Genomic DNA, 17,830 nt, shown 5'->3' with positions numbered 1-17,830 from the left:
TCCCCGTTCACGGCACGGGTCGCGTTCTGTACGCATGCACGAGCGATCGCACGTGCTGGGGCCTCCGTTCATGGTGGCTTAACACTTCTGGCTGTCCTTTTACACGGGTGCAACATGGCAGCTCCCATGGAGAAACACCCAGCTCGGACAGTGGCCTGTGTGGTGATCTGCACGGCCCGATGACGTGCTCGCTGACGCCGCCTTGGCACGACCATCCCCCGTCCGTCCTACGGAGGCGACGACATGATTGACACTGGCAACACCACGTGGCTGCTGGTGAGCGCCGCGCTGGTGATGCTCATGACCCCAGGACTGGCCTTCTTCTACGGAGGCATGTCCCGGGCGAAGAGCGTCCTGAACATGATGCTCATGAGCTTCGCGAGCATCGCGATCGTCAGCGTGCTGTGGGTCGCCATCGGCCACTCGCTCACGTACGCCGAAGGCCCCGGAGTCGTCAACCACTTCATCGGCGGCTTCGACTACGTCGGTCTGAGCAGCCTCATCGGTGAGATCGAGCCCTCCGACGGCGAGGGCGGCGGCGGTTACCCGCTGCTCGTCGACGCCGGCTTCCAGATGATGTTCGCCATCATCACGGTGGCGCTCATCTCCGGCGCCATCGCCGACCGCGCCAAGTTCGGCGCCTGGCTCGTCTTCGTCCCCGTCTGGGCGACCCTCGTCTACTTCCCCGTGGCCCACTGGGTCTGGGGCGGCGGCTGGTTCGAGCTGATCGGGATCGGCGACGCCGGCGTGGTCGACTTCGCCGGAGGCACCGCCGTCCACATCAACGCCGGTGCCGCGGCGCTGGCCCTGACCTTCGTCCTCGGCCGCCGCAAGGGCTTCGGCGTGGAGTCCATGCGCCCGCACAACCTGCCGTTCGTCCTGCTGGGCGCCGCCCTGCTGTGGTTCGGCTGGTTCGGCTTCAATGCCGGCTCCGCCTACGCCGCCGACGCCACCGCCGCGCTGGCCCTGGTCAACACCCAGGTCGCCACGGCCGCCGCGATCATCGCCTGGATCATCGTGGAGAAGCTGCGCTACGGCAAGGCCAGCGCGCTCGGCTTCGCCTCCGGTGCCATCGCCGGCCTGGTCGCGATCACCCCGGCCGCCGCGGACGTCACCCCGATCGGCGCGATCGCCGTCGGCCTGGTCTCCGGTGCGGTCTGCGCCTACGCCATCAGCTGGAAGTTCAAGTTCAAGTTCGACGACGCGCTCGACGTCGTCGGCATCCACATGGTCGGCGGCATCATCGGTTCGCTGATGATCGGCCTCGTGGCCGCCGAGATCACCTCCGGCTCCAGCGGCCTGCTCGACGGCGGCGGCGTCTCGCTGCTGATCGTCCAGCTGATCGCCGTGGCCGCCACGATCGCCTACTCCTTCGTCGCCACCTGGATCATCGCCAAGATCATCGACCTCATCATGGGCTTCCGTATCCCGGAAGAGGTCGAGACCAACGGCCTGGACCACGAGCTGCACGCCGAAACGGCCTACGCCTTCGACGAGCTGGACGAGCTCGAGGCAGAAGCGGTCTCCTCGTCGACGCCTCCGGGCGAGGAGACGGCCTCATCGCAGGCCAAGGCCTAGTCTTCAACGTCGAGGCCGCGGGTCTTGGCCGCTGACGCGGTGAGGTGACCCAGAGACCGGCGGGGAGTGATCCCCGTCGGTCTCGTTCGTGTGCGGGGCACAGCGCGCTCGGGCCGGGGACGCGCCGGAGCCGCCGGGCGCGTGCTCCACCCCGTTTGTGCGGTTTGATGGAGCGTTGTTGGCCGTGGTCTGTGCCGGGGTTGGATACGCTTTCGGGGCGGTGGGGCTGCGGAGCCGAGCGGCCGGGTGCCGCGGGACACGGCCCGCGCGGCGGCCCCACGGCCGGACGGCGCGACGCGTCCCTGCCGGGGCCGGGTGGATCGGAACCCCCGGCCGGACAGCCGCGTCCCACGCCGACAGGGCCGGGAGACGAGCGTCCCCACAGCCCATCCCATGCACGTACGCGGACTCGTTACAGTGCCCCACAGGTCGGGGTCAGGAGGAATGATGGCGCCGGTTAGTCACATCAGGGGTCGCAGGTCCGGGCGCTGGGCGCTCGCCGCGGCGGGTGCCGCGCTCGCGCTCGGAGTGACCGGATGCTCGGTCCTGGGAGACCTGCGCCCCGGAGCCGGGGGCGAGGAGGAGCCCTCCCCCGAGGCCGCCGAACCGGTGGAGGCGGCGCCCCTCCTGGAGGACGCCCTGGCCGACCTGGCCGAGTACCCGGCGCTCACGGCGTCCGGGCAGGTGGCCGCGAGCGTCGGCGGCGACGTGCGGGACGTGGCCCTGACGGTCACCGACTCCGGCGCCACCCACGGCACGGTGAGCGCCAACGGCATCGAGGGCGACCTGGTCAGCGCGGACGACAAGCTGTTCATCCGGGCGCCGGAGGACTTCTGGCTCGACCAGGGCGTGTTCGGGCCCGACTTCGACGACTTCGACGAGAACTGGGTGCGCGCCACCGGTGCCCAGGCGGGGATCGACCCGGCCGCCACGCTCCCGCCCCCGGTCCTGGCCGAGATCCTCGGCGGGATCGAACTCGACTCGGAGGAGGCGAACGAGGAGAACCTCGACGACGTCCTCACCTACCGGGTCGACCTGGCCGGCGAGCGCAACCAGCTCTGGATCAACGCCGAGACCGGACAGATCCAGCGCATCGCGATCGAGGAACTGGTGCCGCCGGAGGCCGAGAGCGGACCGCAGGTGCGCCTGGACCTGGCGGAGGCCGACGCGGCCGCCGCCGAGGAGGTCTACGGCACCCTGGCCGGCCTGGCCGAGGAGGAGCTGGGCGGCTCCCGGGACGCGCGGATCGAGGTGGCCTGGGACGGCCAGCCCGCGATGAACTGCGAGCCCGGCCCCGACTGCACCTGGTCGGGGACGGTGCGCGACGCGGGCGGTGCCGGCAGCGGCACGGTGACCGTCCGGATGGACGTCACCTTCAGCAACGACGAGATCGGCGATCTGGAGTGCAGCGACACCGGCGAACTGGAGGCCGGCGGCACGCTGGAGATGTCCTGCAGCGCCAACTACGACAGGGTCGGCGACGAGACGTACGCGATCGACGGCTCCGCCCAGCTGACGACGCGCGGGCTGACCGGTGACCAGCAGGAGGCGATGCTGACGGCCCTGGACGAGCAGCGCGCCGCGACCGAGTCGGGCGGCTCGGAGGAGACCGAGGGCACGGAGGGATCCGAGTCCCCGGAGGAGACCGAGGGCGACTAGGGAGTGTTTTTCTGAAGGCTTCGGGTGAGTGAGCGGTCGCCGGGCCATCTCTCGCAAGGCGATGTGCGAAGTTCAGCCTGGTGGTGCTGCACGAGCGCAGAGGCGCAGCGAGAGGCAGCCTGGCGGGCCCCGAGCCCGGAATACTGCAAAAAACACGACCTAGAGGGCCGAGCGCGACCTGTCGGCACGTCGGTCCGCACGACGCCGGGGACCCTCCCGCCGGCCGCCACCAGCGGCCCGGCGGGAGGGTTCCGCCGTGTCGGGGCCCGCGCGGGAGGCGCCGGTCGGCGGTGTCGGCCCGCGCACCGCGCGTAGGGCCCCGCGCGAGCGGTGTCGGGTGACGCGTTGGGGGTAGGCTGGGAAACCAATTCCGAGACGAAGGACTGGCCACACTCGTGTTCGAGACGCTTTCCGACCGGCTGACATCGGTCTTCTCCTCGCTGCGCGGTAAGGGGCGGCTGTCCGAGGAGGACATCAACGCGACCGCTCGCGAGATTCGCCTCGCGCTGCTGGAGGCGGACGTCGCGCTGCCGGTGGTCCGCGAGTTCATCTCGCGGGTCAAGGAGCGCGCCCGCGGCGAAGAGGTCTCCAAGGCCCTGAACCCGGCACAGCAGGTCATCAAGATCGTCAACGAGGAACTGGTCGAGATCCTCGGTGGCGAGACCCGCCAGATCCGGTACGCCAAGAACCCGCCCACCGTGATCATGCTCGCGGGCCTGCAGGGCGCCGGTAAGACCACCCTGGCGGGCAAGCTCGCCAAGTGGCTCGGCGACCAGCGCAACACGCCCCTGCTCGTGGCCGCGGACCTGCAGCGCCCCAACGCCGTCACGCAGCTCCAGGTGGTCGGCGAGCGCGCCGGCACCCCGGTGTTCGCGCCTGAGCCCGGCAACGGCGTGGGCGACCCGGTCGCGGTCGCGCGCGAGTCGGTGGAGCACGCGCGGCGCAACAACCACAACGTCGTCATCATCGACACCGCCGGCCGTCTCGGCGTGGACACCGAGATGATGCAGCAGGCGTCGGACATCCGCGACGCCGTCTCGCCCGACGAGATCCTCTTCGTCGTCGACGCCATGATCGGTCAGGACGCGGTCAACACCGCCCAGGCCTTCCTCGACGGGGTCGGCTACGACGCGGTCGCGCTCACCAAGCTCGACGGCGACGCCCGCGGCGGTGCCGCGCTGTCCATCCGGCACATCACCGGGCGACCGATCATGTTCGCCTCCACGGGCGAGAAGCTCGAGGACTTCGACCTCTTCCACCCGGACCGGATGGCCTCGCGCATCCTGGACATGGGTGACGTCCTCACGCTCATCGAACAGGCCCAGCGCACGTTCGACGAGGCCGAGGTCGAGAAGATGGCCTCGACCATGGCCTCGGACGACGACTTCACGCTGGACGACTTCCTCGAACAGATGTCGATGGTCCGCAAGCTCGGCCCGATCGGCAACCTGCTCGGCATGATGCCCGGCATGGGCCAGATGCGCGAGCAGATCGACAACATCGACGACAAGGACCTGGACCGCATCCAGGCCATCATCCGGTCGATGACCCCGGGCGAGCGCACCAACCCCAAGATGATCAACGGCTCGCGCCGCCTGCGCATCGCCAACGGTTCGGGCACGCAGGTCAGCGACGTCAACGGCCTGGTCACCCGCTTCTTCGAGGCGCAGAAGATGATGCGCAAGATGAAGAACGGCGGGATGCCCGGCATGCCGGGGATGCCGGGCATGGGCGGCGGCAACAAGAAGAAGGCCAAGGCCCAGGCCAAGAAGGCGAAGAAGGGCAAGCAGCGCAGCGGCAACCCGATGAAGGCCCGCCAGCAGGAGGCCGAGCGCGCCGCGCAGCGCCAGCGCAGGCAGGAGGAGGGCGGCCAGCAGGCTCCGCAGCTGCCCCCGGGCCTGGGCGGCGCCGGGCAGTCGCAGCTCCCGCCCGGCCTCGGCGGCTCCAGCATGCCGGACCTGTCGGACTTCAAGTTCCCCAAGAAGTAGGCGCGCCGCGCGCGAGCGGCGCACCGCCAAGGCCCGCGCACCGGCGTCCGTCCGGCCCGTCCCCACCCGGGGGCGGGCCGGACGTGTTTCCACTGTGACCGCACACGCCGGTCATCCTGGCCGAGGAACTCGTCGGTGTCTGGCACAATGAGTAGTCGACTAACGGTGGCGGGCCAGCCCTCTAACTAGCCAGCCGCCCACGTCAGTCCTGACGGGCTTCGCAACCCCACGCGTCGAACCGTCGGACGCCGCACACCGTTCATCGGGAGAAGACCACTCCAGTGGCTGTCAAACTGAAGCTCAAGCGTATGGGCAAGATCCGTACGCCCCAGTACCGCATCATCGTCGCCGACGCCCGCAGCAAGCGGGACGGCAAGGCGATCGAGGAGATCGGCAAGTACCACCCCAAGGAGCACCCGAGCCTGATCGAGGTCGACTCCGAGCGGGCCCAGTACTGGCTGTCCGTGGGCGCTCAGCCCTCCGACGCGGTCAAGGTCCTCCTGCGCAAGACCGGCGACTGGCAGAAGTTCAAGGGCCTCGCCGCTCCGGCTCCGCTCCAGGTCGCCGAGGCGAAGGACCCCGAGGCCAAGGAGGCCGCCTTCCAGGCCGCCCTGAAGGAGCTCGTGCTCCCGGGCGCCGAGAAGGCCACCAAGGCCAAGAAGACCGAGAAGAAGGCGGACAAGCCGGCCGAGAAGCCGGCCGCGCCCGCCGAGGCCGAGAAGTCCGAGGGCGAGGCCTGACGTGCTGGAAGAGGCGCTTGAGCACCTCGTGAAGGGGATCGTCGCGAACTCCGAGGACGTCCAGGTGAGAGCCAAGCGGCTCCGCAAGGGCAAGGTCCTGGAGGTCCGCGTCCACGCCGACGACCTGGGCAAGGTGATCGGCCGCAACGGCCGGACCGCCAAGGCGCTCAGGACGGTCATCGGCTCGCTCGCGGGCGGCCGGTACGTCCGGGTGGACCTGCTGGACCTGCACGAAGTGCGCTGACGCGCCTCTCGGGGCGTCGACCGCGAAGGTCGGCGCCCCACAGCCGTGCCCGGGGTCGTCGCGACCCCGGGCACACTGCCTCCCGAGGCAGGGGCGACGGGACGACCCGCGTCCCGCGCCCGGGTGACCCCGGCGGCACCCGGCCGCCCGGGGGCGGATCTCACAGAAGGACGGAACTCCCATGCGACTCGTGGTGGGCCGGATCGGCCGCGCGCACGGTATCCGCGGCGACGTCGCCGTCGACGTGCGCACCGACGACCCGGAGGCCAGGTTCGCCGTCGGAGCGGCCCTGGACACGGATCCGCCCGCCGTCGGACCGCTGCGGATCACCGCCACGCGGCGCCACAGCGGCCGCCTGCTCGTGCGCTTCGAGGGCATCGGCGACCGCGACGCGGCCGAGGCGCTGCGGGGTACCGCGCTCCTGGTGGACTCCGCCGACATCGCGCCCCTGGACGACCCGGACGAGTTCCACGACCACGAACTGATCGGTCTCGCGGTGCGGACGACCTCCGGTGCCGCCGTCGGCACCGTCGACGACGTCCTGCACCACGCGCAGGACCTGCTGGTCGTGACCACCCCCGAGGGCGACGAGGTGCTGGTGCCGTTCGTGGCCGCACTGGTCCCCGAGGTCGACACCGAGCAGGGCGTCGTCGTCATCGACCCCCCGCCCGGCCTGCTCGACCTGCACACAGCCGACTGAACGGGTACGCCGTGCGCATCGACATCATCAGCATCTTCCCCGACTACTTCGCGCCGCTGGACCTGTCCCTGATCGGCAAGGCGCGCGCGGCCGGCCTGCTCGACGTGCACGTCCACGACCTGCGCTCGTGGACGCACGACCGGCACAACACCGTGGACGACACCCCCTACGGCGGGGGGCCGGGCATGGTCATGAAGCCCGAACCGTGGGGGGAGGCCCTCGACGAGGTCGTGGGCGGCGAACCCGCGCGGCTGATCCTGCCCACCCCGAGCGGCCGCCCGTTCCGGCAGGCCGACGCCGAGCGCCTGGCCGCCGAGCCCCGGCTGGTCTTCGGGTGCGGGCGCTATGAGGGCATCGACTCGCGGGTCGCGGTGGACGCCGCCCGGCGCATGCCGGTCGAGGAGGTCAGCATCGGCGACTACGTGCTCAACGGGGGCGAGTCGGCCACCCTGGTGATGGTGGAGGCGATCACCCGCCTGCTGCCCGGTGTGCTGGGCAACAGGGAGTCCGCGGTCCAGGACTCGTTCGCCTCCGGCGGCATGGAACACCTCGTCGAGGGGCCGGTGTTCACCAAGCCGGCGACCTGGCGCGGCCAGGAGGTCCCGCCGGTCCTGCTGTCCGGCAACCACGGCGCGGTCGACCGCTGGCGGCGCGACCAGGCGCTGCGCAAGACCGCGCGCAACCGGCCCGACCTGGTCGCGGCGACCCCGGACGAGGCGTGGGACCGGCGCGACCGCGAGGTGCTGGCCGAAGAGCCCGTTCGGGACGCCGGCGAACATGTGGCAAACTAGGTGAGTTCCCCCTTGGTGACCGGCGGCATCCGCATGCCGGCGGCAGAACGTCGGCCTCTGTGACGGTCACCGGGCGGTTCGAAAGTTCAGACCCATTCCAGGGCCCTCGCCCGCGCCCCCCTGCACGCAGGGGATCAGGCCGCGGAGCGCTACCGATGAGGATTCGCGAGATGCACACCGCCATTCAGGAGCTGGAGAAGGCTCAGCTTCGCACCGACGTCCCGGAGTTCCGTCCGGGTGACACACTCAACGTTCACGTGCGCGTGACCGAGGGCAACCGTACTCGTGTCCAGGTCTTCAAGGGCGTCGTGATCCGCCGTCAGGGCGCGGGCAGCCGCGAGACATTCACCATCCGCAAGGTGAGCTACGGCGTGGGCGTGGAGCGGACCTTCCCGATCCACACCCCGGCCGTCGAGAAGTACGAGGTCGTCGCCCGCGGCCGCGTGCGCCGCGCCAAGCTGTACTACCTGCGCGACCTGCGCGGGAAGGCCGCTCGTATCCGCGAGCGCCGCGAGCCCGTCTCCAAGTAGTCTTTCGCGCCTTCGATCGGAATCCTCGCCGCTCCCGCCGGGGAGGCAGGATAGGCTTCCGACGATGAGTGAAGACGACAGGGGCCCCGGCGCCGACGGGGAGTCCGAGGAGGACTCCGGCCGCGGCCCGGAGGAGCACAGCTCCACCACTGGCTCCCGAGTGCCACCGCACTCGGGAGCCAGTGGTGTCTCCGATGCCGATGGCCGTGAGCCTGAGGAGAGGGCGGACGCCGAGATGACCAAGTCCCAGAACAGTGCCAAGAAGGGGTCGTTCTGGAAGGAACTCCCGATCCTGATCGTGGTCGCCCTGGTGTTGGCGTTCGTGATCAGGACCTGGGTGATGCAGGCGTTCTACATCCCTTCTTCCTCGATGGAGAACACGCTCCTCATCGGGGACCGCGTGCTCGTGAACAAGCTGGTCTACCAGGTGCGCGACATCGACCGCGGCGAGGTGGTCGTCTTCGACGGCGACGGGTCATGGGACGACCCCAACACCGTGGTGGTCCCGGAACCGAGCAACCCGGTCGCGCGCGGCTTCACGTGGGTGCAGCAGCAGCTGGGCGCCGCTCCCACGGGCAAGGAGTACATCAAGCGCGTGGTCGGCCTGCCGGGCGACGTCGTGGAGTGCTGCGACGAGGAGAACCGGGTGCTGGTGAACGGGGTCCCGCTGGAGGAGGACGAGTACCTCTATCCGGGCAGCGTGGCCAGTCACACCGAGTTCGGCCCGATCGAGGTGCCCGAGGACCACCTGTGGGTGATGGGCGACCACCGGGCGATCTCCTACGACTCGCGGCTGAACCAGAACAACCCCGGCGGCGGAGCGATCCCGATCGACCACGTCGTGGGACGCGCCTTCGTGATCATCTGGCCGATCGGCCAGGCGGGCGGGCTCGGTGTCCCCGACACGTTCGACCAGCTCAACGAGCCCGACGAGTAGCGATCGCGCGCCCCGAACGGGGCCGTGGCGGTGCTCCGACCGGCCCGCGCCCGAGGAATTCCGGCCGACCGGGCGCATGAGGCCGTTCTGTGACGCATCATGGATCTCGGACCGTATTGGCGTACCCGGAGCGTGGGGCCCTCGCCCGGCGGGAACAAGCCGGGGGACGTCGGTGTCCATGTGATGAGGGGAAAGGCACACCACCAGCGGAGAGTGCTGACGAAAGCGAGCGCGTGGATGAGTTCTGAGGACCTGGAGAAGTACGAGGCCGAGATGGAGCTCCAGCTCTATCGCGAGTACCGGGACGTCGTCGGGCTGTTCAGCTATGTGGTGGAGACGGAGCGCCGCTTCTACCTCACCAACCACGTCGACCTCCAGCCGCGTTCCACCGAGAACGGGGAGATGTACTTCGAGGTCGTGATGGAGGACGCCTGGGTCTGGGACATGTACCGCCCGGCCCGGTTCGTCCGCAACGTGCGCGTGGTGACGTTCAAGGACGTCAACGTCGAGGAGATCACCAAGGCCGACCTGGAGCTGCCGCCCGCCGAGGCCCCCGAGGACTGACCGTGTCGCTGTGAACCTCCGCTGGGCATCCGTTCGTGCCCGGCCTCCCGATCCCGCCCGCGGACCCTCCGGAACCCCCGTCGGTGCCCTGGCTGTATGTCCGGGGTCTCCGCTGGTCTTCGAGTCGTGCTCCGGAGGTAGGGGCACGGGTCGAAGCAAGCTCCGTGGGTCCTGGCTTCTCGTGCGCCCGGCGGAGTTGTCCACAGCTCGACATTCCCTCTGGCGCGCCGACCGACGATCACCGACCGTAGTAACGGGAGGTGGTCGCCGATGGATCGGCGGGCGAAGTACCGGCAGTCACTGGGCAGGCACGGCGAGGATCTGGCGGTGGCCTTCCTCGAACGCGTCGGCCTGCGCGTGGTGGACCGCAACTGGCGGATCCCCGCCGGGGAGATCGACGTCGTGGCGCGGGACGGTCGGACCCTGGTCGTCGCCGAGGTCAAGACGCGTACCTCGGTTCGGTACGGCCACCCGGTCGAGGCGGTCACCCCCACCCGGCGGCGCAGACTGCGGCGCCTCGGCCGTGCGTGGGCCGACCGGCACCGCGTTCCCGCCCGACCGCTGAGGGTGGACGGCGTGGGCGTGCTCATCCTGGAAGGCCGCGTTTTCGTCTCCCATGAGCGGGGGATGACGTGATGACGCTCGCCCGGACCCACTGCGTCACCCTGCTGGGCGTGCGCGGCCACGTCGTCGAGGTGGAGGTCCACCTGGGCGGCGGAGACCCCGGTGTGACCATGGTGGGCCTGCCGGACGCGGCTTTGCGGGAGGCGCGCGACCGGGTCCGAGCCGCCCTCGTCAACAGCGGCGAGTCCTGGCCCAGCGGCCAGATCACCGTCAGCCTGTCCCCGGCCAGCCTGCCCAAGGCGGGGAGCCTCTTCGACCTCGCCATCGCGGGCGCGGTGCTGGCCGCCGCCGGAGAGGTGCCGTCGGATCGGTTGGAGGGCACCGTCCTCATCGCCGAGCTCGGACTGGACGGCCGGGCCAGGCCGGTTCCGGGCGTGCTCCCGGCGGTGGTGTCGGCCACCGGTCAGGGCCACGGCCGCTTCGTGGTCGCCCACGGCAACGCTGAGGAGGCCCGGCTGGTGCCGGACGCCGAGGTGGTGCCGGTGGGCAACCTGATGGAGCTGTGCGACTGGCTGCGCGGCGGCGAACCGCCCCCGGACCCGCCGCGGGCCGAGGTGCCCCCTCCGCGCGCGCCCGCCGACGCGGGCCCGGACCTGGCCGACGTCCTGGGGCAGCCGGTGGCGCGGCGGGCCGTGGAGATCGCCGCGGCGGGCGGGCACAACCTGATGATGCTCGGTGCGCCGGGGACCGGGAAGTCCCTGCTCGCGGAACGGTTGCCCACGGTCCTGCCGGAACTGGGGCCGGCGGAGGCGTTGGAGGCGACGGCGATCCACTCGGTGGCGGGCATGCTCCCCGCGGGCTCGCCCCTGGTCACCCGGCCGCCGTTCGCGGCTCCGCACCACACCTCCAGCCGCGCGGCGATCATCGGCGGGGGCAGCGGCTACCCGAGTCCGGGATGGGTCTCCAAGGCCCACCGGGGCGTGCTGTTCGTCGACGAGGCCCCGCAGTTCGGCCGCGGTGTCCTGGACTCCCTGCGGGAACCGCTCGAACGCGGTGAGGTCGTCCTGGCCCGGGCCGCGTCCACGGTGTCGTTCCCCGCCCGTTTCCAACTGGTGATGGCCGCCAACCCCTGCCCGTGCGCCAAACCGGGCAGCCTGTGCACCTGCCCGGCGGGCGAGCGCCGCCGGTACTTCTCCCGCCTGTCCGGGCCCCTGCTGGACCGGGTCGACCTCAAGGTGGAACTGCAACCGGTGAGCCGGGCCGAGCTGCTCGCGGACCGGGCCTTCGCGGAGTCCTCCGCGGTGGTCGCGGCCCGGGTGGCGAAGGCGCGGGACAGAGCCGCCGCCCGCCTGGCGCACACCCCGTGGTCCACCAACGCGGAGATCCCCGGTTCCCGGCTGCGCCGCGAGTTCCCGGTGGAACCGGCGGCCCTGCGGGTGCTCGGCCGGGCCATGGACCAGGGGCTGATCAGCGCGCGGGGCGTGGACCGCGCCCTGCGGGTCGCGTGGACGCTGGCCGACCTCGCCGAACGCGACCAGCCCGGCGAGGAGGAGGTGGCCTATGCGTTCGCCCTGTGGTCGGGCCGAGCCTGGTGAGGCCTGGGGAGGCCCTCCGGTGGTCGCCGCCCGCAACGGCGGGCGCGGTGCCCGGCGGGGTCATGGGTTGGCGGGGTCCGGCGGGGGTGGTCGGGCAGACGGTGCTCCGGGCGCGGAGCAGGAGTCGAGCGGGGTGGCGGTGCGGGGAGACGGAGGAGTGACGTGACGGTACGTGCGGCGGAGGAGGAGGCCGACGCCCGGGCGCGGGCGTGCCTCACGGTGGTGGCGCCCCCGGGTGACCTGTGGCTGGGGGAGCTGCTCGCGGAGTACGGCGCGGCGCGGGTGTGGGCCGACCTGGTGGCGGGCGGGCCAGCGCCGTCGGCGCCGCATGAGGAGGGGGCGCCGACCGGTCCGGACGAGGCGTCGCGGCTCGAACGGCGCTGGGCGCGCTGGAGCGCCCGTGCGGGCCGGGTGGACGCGGACGCCCTGCTCAGCGACTCGGCGGAGGCGGGGATCCGGTTCGTGGCACCGGGCGACCCGGAGTGGCCGGGGAGGCTGGAGTCGCTGGACCTTCCCGGCGGTCGCCGTTCGCACGGCCTGTGGGTCCGTGGCCGGGGGGACCTGCGGCACCTGTGCCTGCGTTCGGCGGCGCTGGTGGGGGCACGGGCGGCGACCCCGTACGGCGAGCACGTCGCCGCGGAGCTGGCCTACGGACTGGCCGAGCGCTCCGTGGTCGTGGTCTCGGGCGGGGCGTACGGCATCGACGGCGCCGCGCACCGGGCCGCCCAGGCCGCCGGGAACACCGTGGTGGTGCTCGCCTGCGGGTTGGACGTGGACTATCCGCGCGGGCACGCCGGACTGTTCGCGGACGTCGCCCGGCGCGGCGTCCTGGTGAGTGAGCGGCCGGTGCGCTCCACGCCGCGGGCCCCGGACTTCCTGATCCGCAACCGGCTGATCGCGGCGCTCACCCCGGGCACCGTGGTGGTGGAGGCGGGTCGCCGCAGCGGCGCGCTCAACACAGCCGCGCACGCCGCGGAGCTCAACCGCGCGCTGATGGCCGTGCCGGGGCCGGTCACCTCGGCGCTGTCCGTGGGCTGCCACGTGCTGTTGCGCGACTGGCAGGCCACCTGTGTGACCTGCGCCGAGGACGTGATCGCGCAGGTGGTGCCGCTGGGGGAGGAGGGGGCGGGCCCGCCGCGTCTGGAGGCCGCGCTGGACGCCGACACCCGGCGGGTCCTGGACGCGGTGCCCCGGAAGGGGGCCGGGACCGCGACGATCGCGGCGTGCAGCGAGGGCACCCTGGAGGGCACGATGCGCGCCCTGGGGATGCTGGCCGCGGCCGGTCTGGTGGAGCGGTGCTCGACCGGTTGGCGGACCGCGCGGTGAAGACCGAGAGCAGACCGGACCGGTCCGTCCGACGAAGGAACACGCTCGCCTGCGCCGGAGCGGGGTCGAGCGGCGGCCGATCCGCGGACGCGGACGCGGACGCGCGGGGCCCTGTCGTCCCGGGTCGGTTCATGGGCGCGACGAGGCGACCGGGGCGCCGGGAAATGGGTAGGTTGCCGTTATGGCCAAAGCGTACAGTGATGCCCGCGTGGCGGACGGCCCCCTGCTCTTCGTCTCCGGACAGACCCCTCAGGCGCCCGACGGCGGTGTCGCCGGCGACATCATCGGGCAGACCCGGCAGATCTTCCGGAACATGGAGACGGTGCTGGCGACCCACGGAGCCGACCTCACCCACCTGGTCAAACTCACCTACTACCTGCGGCACGTCGCCGACCTGGACGCCCTCCGTCCGGCCCTGATCGACTGCCTGCCGGACGAGCCCCGCCCGGCGGGCACTCTGGTGGAGGTCAACGGGTTCGTCGACCCCCGCTACCTGGTGGAGATCGACGCCGTCGCCTGCCTGCCCCGGAGCTGACCGTGCTCGACCGCACCGTGCTCGACCGTTTCGGCGCCCACCTGTCCGGCGAACTGGGCCGCTCTCCGCACACCGTCCGCGGCTACCTCGCCGACCTGCGCTCACTCCAGGGGTTCCTGGCGGAGGGCGGTCCCCCGCCGGAGACACCGGTCGGGGGAGCGACCGGGCGGGGTGAGGACGGGGGCGTCGAGGGCGGCCCGGCGCCGAAGACCTCGGAGGGATCGGGGGGCCAGGGCTACGGGTTCGAGGACCTGGACGTCCTGTTGGTGCGCGGATGGCTCGCCCGCTCCCGCGACGAGGGGATCAGCCGCGCGAGCCTCTCGCGCAGAGTGGCGGCCGTGCGGGCGCTCACCCGGTTCCTGCACCGCGAGGGCGTGCTGGAGAGCGATCCCGGGCCCCGACTGGTCGCGCCCGCCCAGCAGCGCGCCCTGCCGTCCGTCCTGGACGAGGAGCAGGCCGCCTCCGCCCTCTCCCAGGGGTCGGCCGAGACCCCCGTGGACCTGCGGCGCCGCGCGGTGGTCGAACTGCTCTACGCCACCGGTGTGCGCGTCGCCGAACTGTGCGCCCTGGACCTGGGGGACGTGGACCGCGCCCGCGACACCGTCCGCGTCCTGGGCAAGGGCGCCAAGGAACGCACCGTGCCCGTGGGCACACCCGCTTTGGACGCCCTCGACGCATGGCTGACCGGCGGACGTCCGGAACTGGCGACCTCCGCCAGCGGCGGCGCGCTCCTCCTGGGAGCCCGGGGCGGCCGTCTGGGCGTGCGCCAGGCGCGAGAGGACGTGCACGCCCACCTGCGGGCCGCCGGGGTGGACGGCGCTCCGCACGGCCTTCGGCACAGCGCCGCGACCCACCTGCTCAACGGCGGCGCGGACCTGCGCAGCGTGCAGGAGTTCCTCGGCCACGCCAGCCCGCGCAGCACGCAGATCTACACCCACGTGTCCGTGGAGCGCCTACGCGACACCTACCGCCAGGCCCACCCCCGCGCCTGAGCCGAGCGGGGTCCACCTGTTCGGGCGTCCCGCCGGGCCTGGGCCGACCGTTCGTGCTCTGCGGGGCTTTCGTCGCCAGGCCCACGCCCGTGCCCGGGGCCACCGTTCGCGGGTGTGTGGTCCCTCTGTTGTCCAGCTCGCGCCTGCGGCTCGACCGGCCGCGTGTGGATCTCTTGGCCCGTCTGTTGTCCGGTTCACGCCTGCGGCTCGACCGGCCGTGTGTGGATCTTGTGGCCTGTCTGCTGTCCGGCTCCTGCCCGAGCCCGGGCTCATCGCCCGTGGTGTCCGTTACGGGCGCGGTGGCGGGGGCCAGGGGCAGGAGGCGGACGCGGCCGCGGCCGAGGAGGCCGAGCGGGTCCAGGTGGGTGGCGCCGCGCAGGAGGCCCCAGTGCAGGCACGGACCCGACGGGCAGTGCGTCGGCGACCCGGCCAGGACGCCCAGGGAGTCGCCCGCCGCGACCGGATCGCCCCGGGAGAGCGGTGAGTCCACCGGGAGGTAGGTGGTGCGCAGGTCGCCGTGGGCCACGGACACCACCGGCGTTCCGCCCACCGGGCCCGCGAAGTGCACGCGGCCGGATCCGGCCGCGCGTACGGGCGCGCCGGGCTCCGCGGCCAGGTCCACGCCCAGGTGGCCGGGCAACCAGCGCTCCTCCGGCGGGTCGAACCCGCGCAGCACCCGCACCGGTGGATCCACCGGCCAGCGCCACGCGGTGTCGGCGACCGCGGTTCGGGCGAGGCAGAGGGGGAACAGCAGGAGCGATACGAGAAGCAGGGGTGTCAGGGGTGTGAGGCGGGAAGTTGCCATACATCCAGGGTCGACGCGGCGGGAGGGGTGCGCCAGGGGGTGCGTGAACCTGTGGACAACGGGCCGGAGGGGGCCGTGCGCGCCGAAGACGCAGCGCAGGTCCTGTGCGCCCCCGGCGGAGGATAGAATCGTCTGTGGCCCACCGGGCCAACAACACTACGCACGCCCCCGAGCCTTCCTCGGGAGGGGTCGTACCTACGGTCCACACCGTTTCGGCGGTGTGGCGGTGCGGCCGGGGCGTCAGGCACAACCGAGGCGGGGAATCCCTCCCCGCCACCGCAAGGAGGACCAGGTCATGGCCACAGTCGTGACGATTCGCCAGCTCCTGGAGAGCGGCGTCCACTTCGGGCACCAGACGCGTCGCTGGAACCCCAAGATGAAGCGCTTCATCTTCACCGAGCGCAACGGCATCTACATCATCGACCTCCAGAAGTCGCTGGCGTACATCGACCGCGCCTACGAGTTCGTCAAGCAGACGGTCGCCCACGGCGGCACCATTCTGTTCGTCGGCACGAAGAAGCAGGCGCAGGAGGCCATCGACGAGCAGGCCCGCCGCGTCGGCATGCCCTACGTCAACCAGCGCTGGCTGGGCGGCATGCTCACCAACTTCTCCACCGTGCACAAGCGGCTCCAGCGCCTCAAGGAGCTGGAGGAGATCGACTTCGACGACGTCGCCGGCTCCTCGCTCACCAAGAAGGAGCTCCTCAACCTCCGTCGTGAGAAGGAGAAGCTGGAGCGCACCCTCGGCGGTATCCGCGACATGGCCCGCGTGCCGAGCGCCGTGTGGATCGTGGACACCAAGAAGGAGCACATCGCGATCAGCGAGGCTCGCAAGCTGAACATCCCGGTCGTCGCGATCCTCGACACCAACTGCGACCCGGACGAGGTCGACTACCCGATCCCGGGTAACGACGACGCCATCCGCAGTGTCAGCCTGCTGACCCGCGTGGTCGCCGACGCCGTCGCCGACGGTCTCCTGGCCCGCTCCGGCGCCTCCGCCGAGTCCGGTGCCGAGAAGCCGGCCGAGGAGCCCCTGGCCGAGTGGGAGCGCGAGCTCCTGGAGGGCAAGGGCAAGGAGGAGGCCGCCGCCGCGCCGGCCGCCGCCACTGACGCCGCCGCCACGGAGCAGGCCGCCGCCGAGGCCCCGGCCGAGACCGCCACGGTCGCTCCGGCCGACGAGGTCGCCGCCGAGGCTCCGGGCGAGGCCACCGCCGCCGAGTCGCCCGCCGACGCGCCGGCCCAGGCGCCCGCCGAGGGCTCCGCCGAGTAGGACCGCCTCACCGTCCCGGTACAGCCGCCCCGCCACCACGGCGGGGCGGCCGTGCCGGGTCATCGGCCTCACCCCAAGACACCGACTCTCCACTCCAAGGGAATTCGAGAACAGTCATGGCGAACTTCACCGCCGCGGACGTCAAGAAGCTGCGGGACATGACCGGCGCCGGCATGATGGCCTGCAAGAAGGCCCTCACCGAGGCCGACGGCGACTTCGACAAGGCCGTCGAGGCCCTGCGCATCAAGGGCGCGAAGAAGCAGGCCGAGCGCGGCGAGCGCACCGCCGCCCAGGGCACGGTCGTCCTCAAGCAGCAGAGCGAGGGCAAGGCCACCCTCATCGAGCTCAACTGCGAGACCGACTTCGTCGCCAAGAACGACCAGTTCATCGCGCTGGCCGACCAGGTGGCCGAGTTCGTCGTCTCGGTCGACAGCGACGACCTGGCCACCGTGTCCGCCGCCGAGATCGAGCCGGGCAAGAGCCTGCAGGACTTCATCGCCGAGAAGGGCGCGATCATCGGCGAGAAGCTGGAGCTCCGCCGCGTCGCCAAGTTCGACGGTGCCTACGTCGCCAGCTACCTGCACAAGTCCGACCCGGACCTGCCCCCCACCATGGGCGTCCTGGTCGAGCTGGACAAGGCAGACGCCGAGGTCGGCAAGGACCTCGCCCAGCAGATCGCCGCCCTGGCCCCGCAGTACGTGGGCAAGGACGACGTCCCCGCCGACGTCGTGGAGAACGAGCGCCGCATCGCCGAGCAGACGACCCGCGAGGAGGGCAAGCCCGAGCAGGCGATCCCCAAGATCGTCGAGGGCCGCCTCAACGGCTTCTTCAAGGAGACCACCCTCCTCGGCCAGCCGTTCGTCAAGGAGAACAAGAAGACCGTCCAGAAGGTGGTCGACGAGGCCGGAGTCAGCGTCAAGCGCTTCGTCCGCTTCAAGGTCGGCCAGGCCTAGGGCTTTGAGATGATGGAGGTGCCGGGGAGAGTTCTCCCCGGCACCTTCGGTGGATATGG

The 17,830-nt window shown here is 71.7% G+C and carries 17 protein-coding genes and 1 pseudogene; 17 read left to right on the top strand and 1 reads right to left on the bottom strand.

Features of this window, described 5'->3' with window-relative positions; translation table 11 throughout:
* Positions 1-243 precede the first annotated feature (243 nt).
* The 15 genes from ADL05_RS06965 to ADL05_RS06890 all read left to right on the top strand — a co-directional run bounded on the left by ADL05_RS06965 (position 244) and on the right by ADL05_RS06890 (position 14,743).
* Positions 244-1,578 carry an ammonium transporter gene (locus ADL05_RS06965; protein WP_053616039.1) on the top strand — a complete coding sequence of 445 codons (1,335 nt, stop codon included), beginning with the start codon at positions 244-246 and terminating at the stop codon, positions 1,576-1,578.
* A 447-nt stretch (positions 1,579-2,025) separates the two neighbouring features.
* The gene (locus ADL05_RS06960; RefSeq protein ID WP_053616038.1) at positions 2,026-3,237 is read left to right on the top strand and encodes a hypothetical protein; all 1,212 of its coding nucleotides are present in this window, start codon (positions 2,026-2,028) and stop codon (positions 3,235-3,237) included.
* 395 nt (positions 3,238-3,632) lie between these two features.
* A complete protein-coding gene (gene ffh, locus ADL05_RS06955; RefSeq protein ID WP_053616037.1) occupies positions 3,633-5,225 on the top strand; it encodes a signal recognition particle protein in 1,593 nt (530 codons plus the stop codon).
* Between the two features lie 281 nt (positions 5,226-5,506).
* Positions 5,507-5,965 (top strand): 30S ribosomal protein S16, encoded by a 459-nt coding sequence (rpsP, locus tag ADL05_RS06950; protein ID WP_053616036.1) that lies wholly within the window; start codon positions 5,507-5,509, stop codon positions 5,963-5,965.
* A gap of 1 nt (position 5,966) precedes the next feature.
* On the top strand, positions 5,967-6,209 hold the full coding sequence (locus ADL05_RS06945; protein ID WP_053616035.1) for an RNA-binding protein: 243 nt from the start codon (positions 5,967-5,969) through the stop codon (positions 6,207-6,209).
* A gap of 181 nt (positions 6,210-6,390) precedes the next feature.
* Positions 6,391-6,909: a ribosome maturation factor RimM gene (gene rimM, locus ADL05_RS06940; protein ID WP_053616034.1), complete on the top strand. Its 519-nt coding sequence runs from the start codon at positions 6,391-6,393 to the stop codon at positions 6,907-6,909.
* An 11-nt stretch (positions 6,910-6,920) separates the two neighbouring features.
* Positions 6,921-7,700 carry a tRNA (guanosine(37)-N1)-methyltransferase TrmD gene (gene trmD / locus ADL05_RS06935; protein ID WP_053616033.1) on the top strand — a complete coding sequence of 260 codons (780 nt, stop codon included), beginning with the start codon at positions 6,921-6,923 and terminating at the stop codon, positions 7,698-7,700.
* A gap of 170 nt (positions 7,701-7,870) precedes the next feature.
* Positions 7,871-8,230 (top strand): 50S ribosomal protein L19, encoded by a 360-nt coding sequence (gene rplS / locus ADL05_RS06930; RefSeq protein WP_053616032.1) that lies wholly within the window; start codon positions 7,871-7,873, stop codon positions 8,228-8,230.
* 64 nt (positions 8,231-8,294) lie between these two features.
* Positions 8,295-9,167, top strand: coding sequence for a signal peptidase I (lepB, locus tag ADL05_RS06925; RefSeq protein ID WP_053616031.1), 873 nt, complete (start codon positions 8,295-8,297; stop codon positions 9,165-9,167).
* A 237-nt stretch (positions 9,168-9,404) separates the two neighbouring features.
* Positions 9,405-9,731 carry a DUF2469 domain-containing protein gene (locus tag ADL05_RS06920; protein ID WP_053616030.1) on the top strand — a complete coding sequence of 109 codons (327 nt, stop codon included), beginning with the start codon at positions 9,405-9,407 and terminating at the stop codon, positions 9,729-9,731.
* A gap of 270 nt (positions 9,732-10,001) precedes the next feature.
* Positions 10,002-10,367, top strand: coding sequence for a YraN family protein (locus ADL05_RS06915; RefSeq protein WP_053616029.1), 366 nt, complete (start codon positions 10,002-10,004; stop codon positions 10,365-10,367).
* Entirely contained in the window at positions 10,367-11,890 is a 1,524-nt protein-coding gene (locus ADL05_RS06910) for a YifB family Mg chelatase-like AAA ATPase (protein ID WP_053616028.1), read from the top strand. Before ADL05_RS06915 ends, ADL05_RS06910 begins: the two co-directional genes overlap by 1 nt.
* Positions 11,891-12,052: 162 nt before the next feature.
* Complete coding sequence (locus ADL05_RS06900; protein WP_053616026.1) at positions 12,053-13,216, top strand: DNA-processing protein DprA; 1,164 nt, start codon at positions 12,053-12,055, stop codon at positions 13,214-13,216.
* A 181-nt stretch (positions 13,217-13,397) separates the two neighbouring features.
* Complete coding sequence (locus ADL05_RS06895) at positions 13,398-13,751, top strand: RidA family protein (RefSeq protein WP_053616025.1); 354 nt, start codon at positions 13,398-13,400, stop codon at positions 13,749-13,751.
* Positions 13,752-13,768: 17 nt separating this feature from the next.
* Positions 13,769-14,743, top strand: coding sequence for a tyrosine recombinase XerC (locus ADL05_RS06890; protein WP_231640653.1), 975 nt, complete (start codon positions 13,769-13,771; stop codon positions 14,741-14,743).
* A gap of 412 nt (positions 14,744-15,155) precedes the next feature.
* Here the strand turns inward: ADL05_RS06890 and ADL05_RS29460 are convergent.
* Positions 15,156-15,548: pseudogene (locus ADL05_RS29460) on the bottom strand (peptidoglycan DD-metalloendopeptidase family protein); the annotation flags it as partial.
* A 295-nt stretch (positions 15,549-15,843) separates the two neighbouring features.
* Here ADL05_RS29460 and rpsB point away from each other — a divergent pair.
* Both rpsB and tsf read left to right on the top strand, forming a co-directional pair.
* Positions 15,844-16,818 (top strand): 30S ribosomal protein S2, encoded by a 975-nt coding sequence (gene rpsB / locus ADL05_RS06885; protein ID WP_053616023.1) that lies wholly within the window; start codon positions 15,844-15,846, stop codon positions 16,816-16,818.
* Between the two features lie 116 nt (positions 16,819-16,934).
* The gene (gene tsf / locus ADL05_RS06880; RefSeq protein ID WP_053616022.1) at positions 16,935-17,771 is read left to right on the top strand and encodes a translation elongation factor Ts; all 837 of its coding nucleotides are present in this window, start codon (positions 16,935-16,937) and stop codon (positions 17,769-17,771) included.
* Positions 17,772-17,830: the final 59 nt, after the last annotated feature.

This window comes from Nocardiopsis sp. NRRL B-16309 (assembly GCF_001279585.1).
In the GTDB taxonomy this organism is placed as follows: domain Bacteria; phylum Actinomycetota; class Actinomycetes; order Streptosporangiales; family Streptosporangiaceae; genus Nocardiopsis.
The sequence above is the reverse complement of the archived record's forward strand: the minus strand, read 5'-3'. Positions and strand labels throughout refer to the sequence as shown.

Bases quoted from the DNA above. Each gene is read 5' to 3' on its own strand.
- ADL05_RS06965 (WP_053616039.1), top strand. From the start codon at position 244: ATGATTGACACTGGCAACACCACGTGGCTGCTGGTGAGCGCCGCGCTG.
- ADL05_RS06960 (WP_053616038.1), top strand. From the start codon at position 2,026: ATGGCGCCGGTTAGTCACATCAGGGGTCGCAGGTCCGGGCGCTGGGCG.
- rimM (WP_053616034.1), top strand. From the start codon at position 6,391: ATGCGACTCGTGGTGGGCCGGATCGGCCGCGCGCACGGTATCCGCGGC.
- rplS (WP_053616032.1), top strand. From the start codon at position 7,871: ATGCACACCGCCATTCAGGAGCTGGAGAAGGCTCAGCTTCGCACCGAC.
- lepB (WP_053616031.1), top strand. From the start codon at position 8,295: ATGAGTGAAGACGACAGGGGCCCCGGCGCCGACGGGGAGTCCGAGGAG.
- ADL05_RS06920 (WP_053616030.1), top strand. From the start codon at position 9,405: ATGAGTTCTGAGGACCTGGAGAAGTACGAGGCCGAGATGGAGCTCCAG.
- ADL05_RS06915 (WP_053616029.1), top strand. From the start codon at position 10,002: ATGGATCGGCGGGCGAAGTACCGGCAGTCACTGGGCAGGCACGGCGAG.
- ADL05_RS06910 (WP_053616028.1), top strand. From the start codon at position 10,367: ATGACGCTCGCCCGGACCCACTGCGTCACCCTGCTGGGCGTGCGCGGC.
- ADL05_RS06895 (WP_053616025.1), top strand. From the start codon at position 13,398: ATGGCCAAAGCGTACAGTGATGCCCGCGTGGCGGACGGCCCCCTGCTC.
- rpsB (WP_053616023.1), top strand. From the start codon at position 15,844: ATGGCCACAGTCGTGACGATTCGCCAGCTCCTGGAGAGCGGCGTCCAC.
- tsf (WP_053616022.1), top strand. From the start codon at position 16,935: ATGGCGAACTTCACCGCCGCGGACGTCAAGAAGCTGCGGGACATGACC.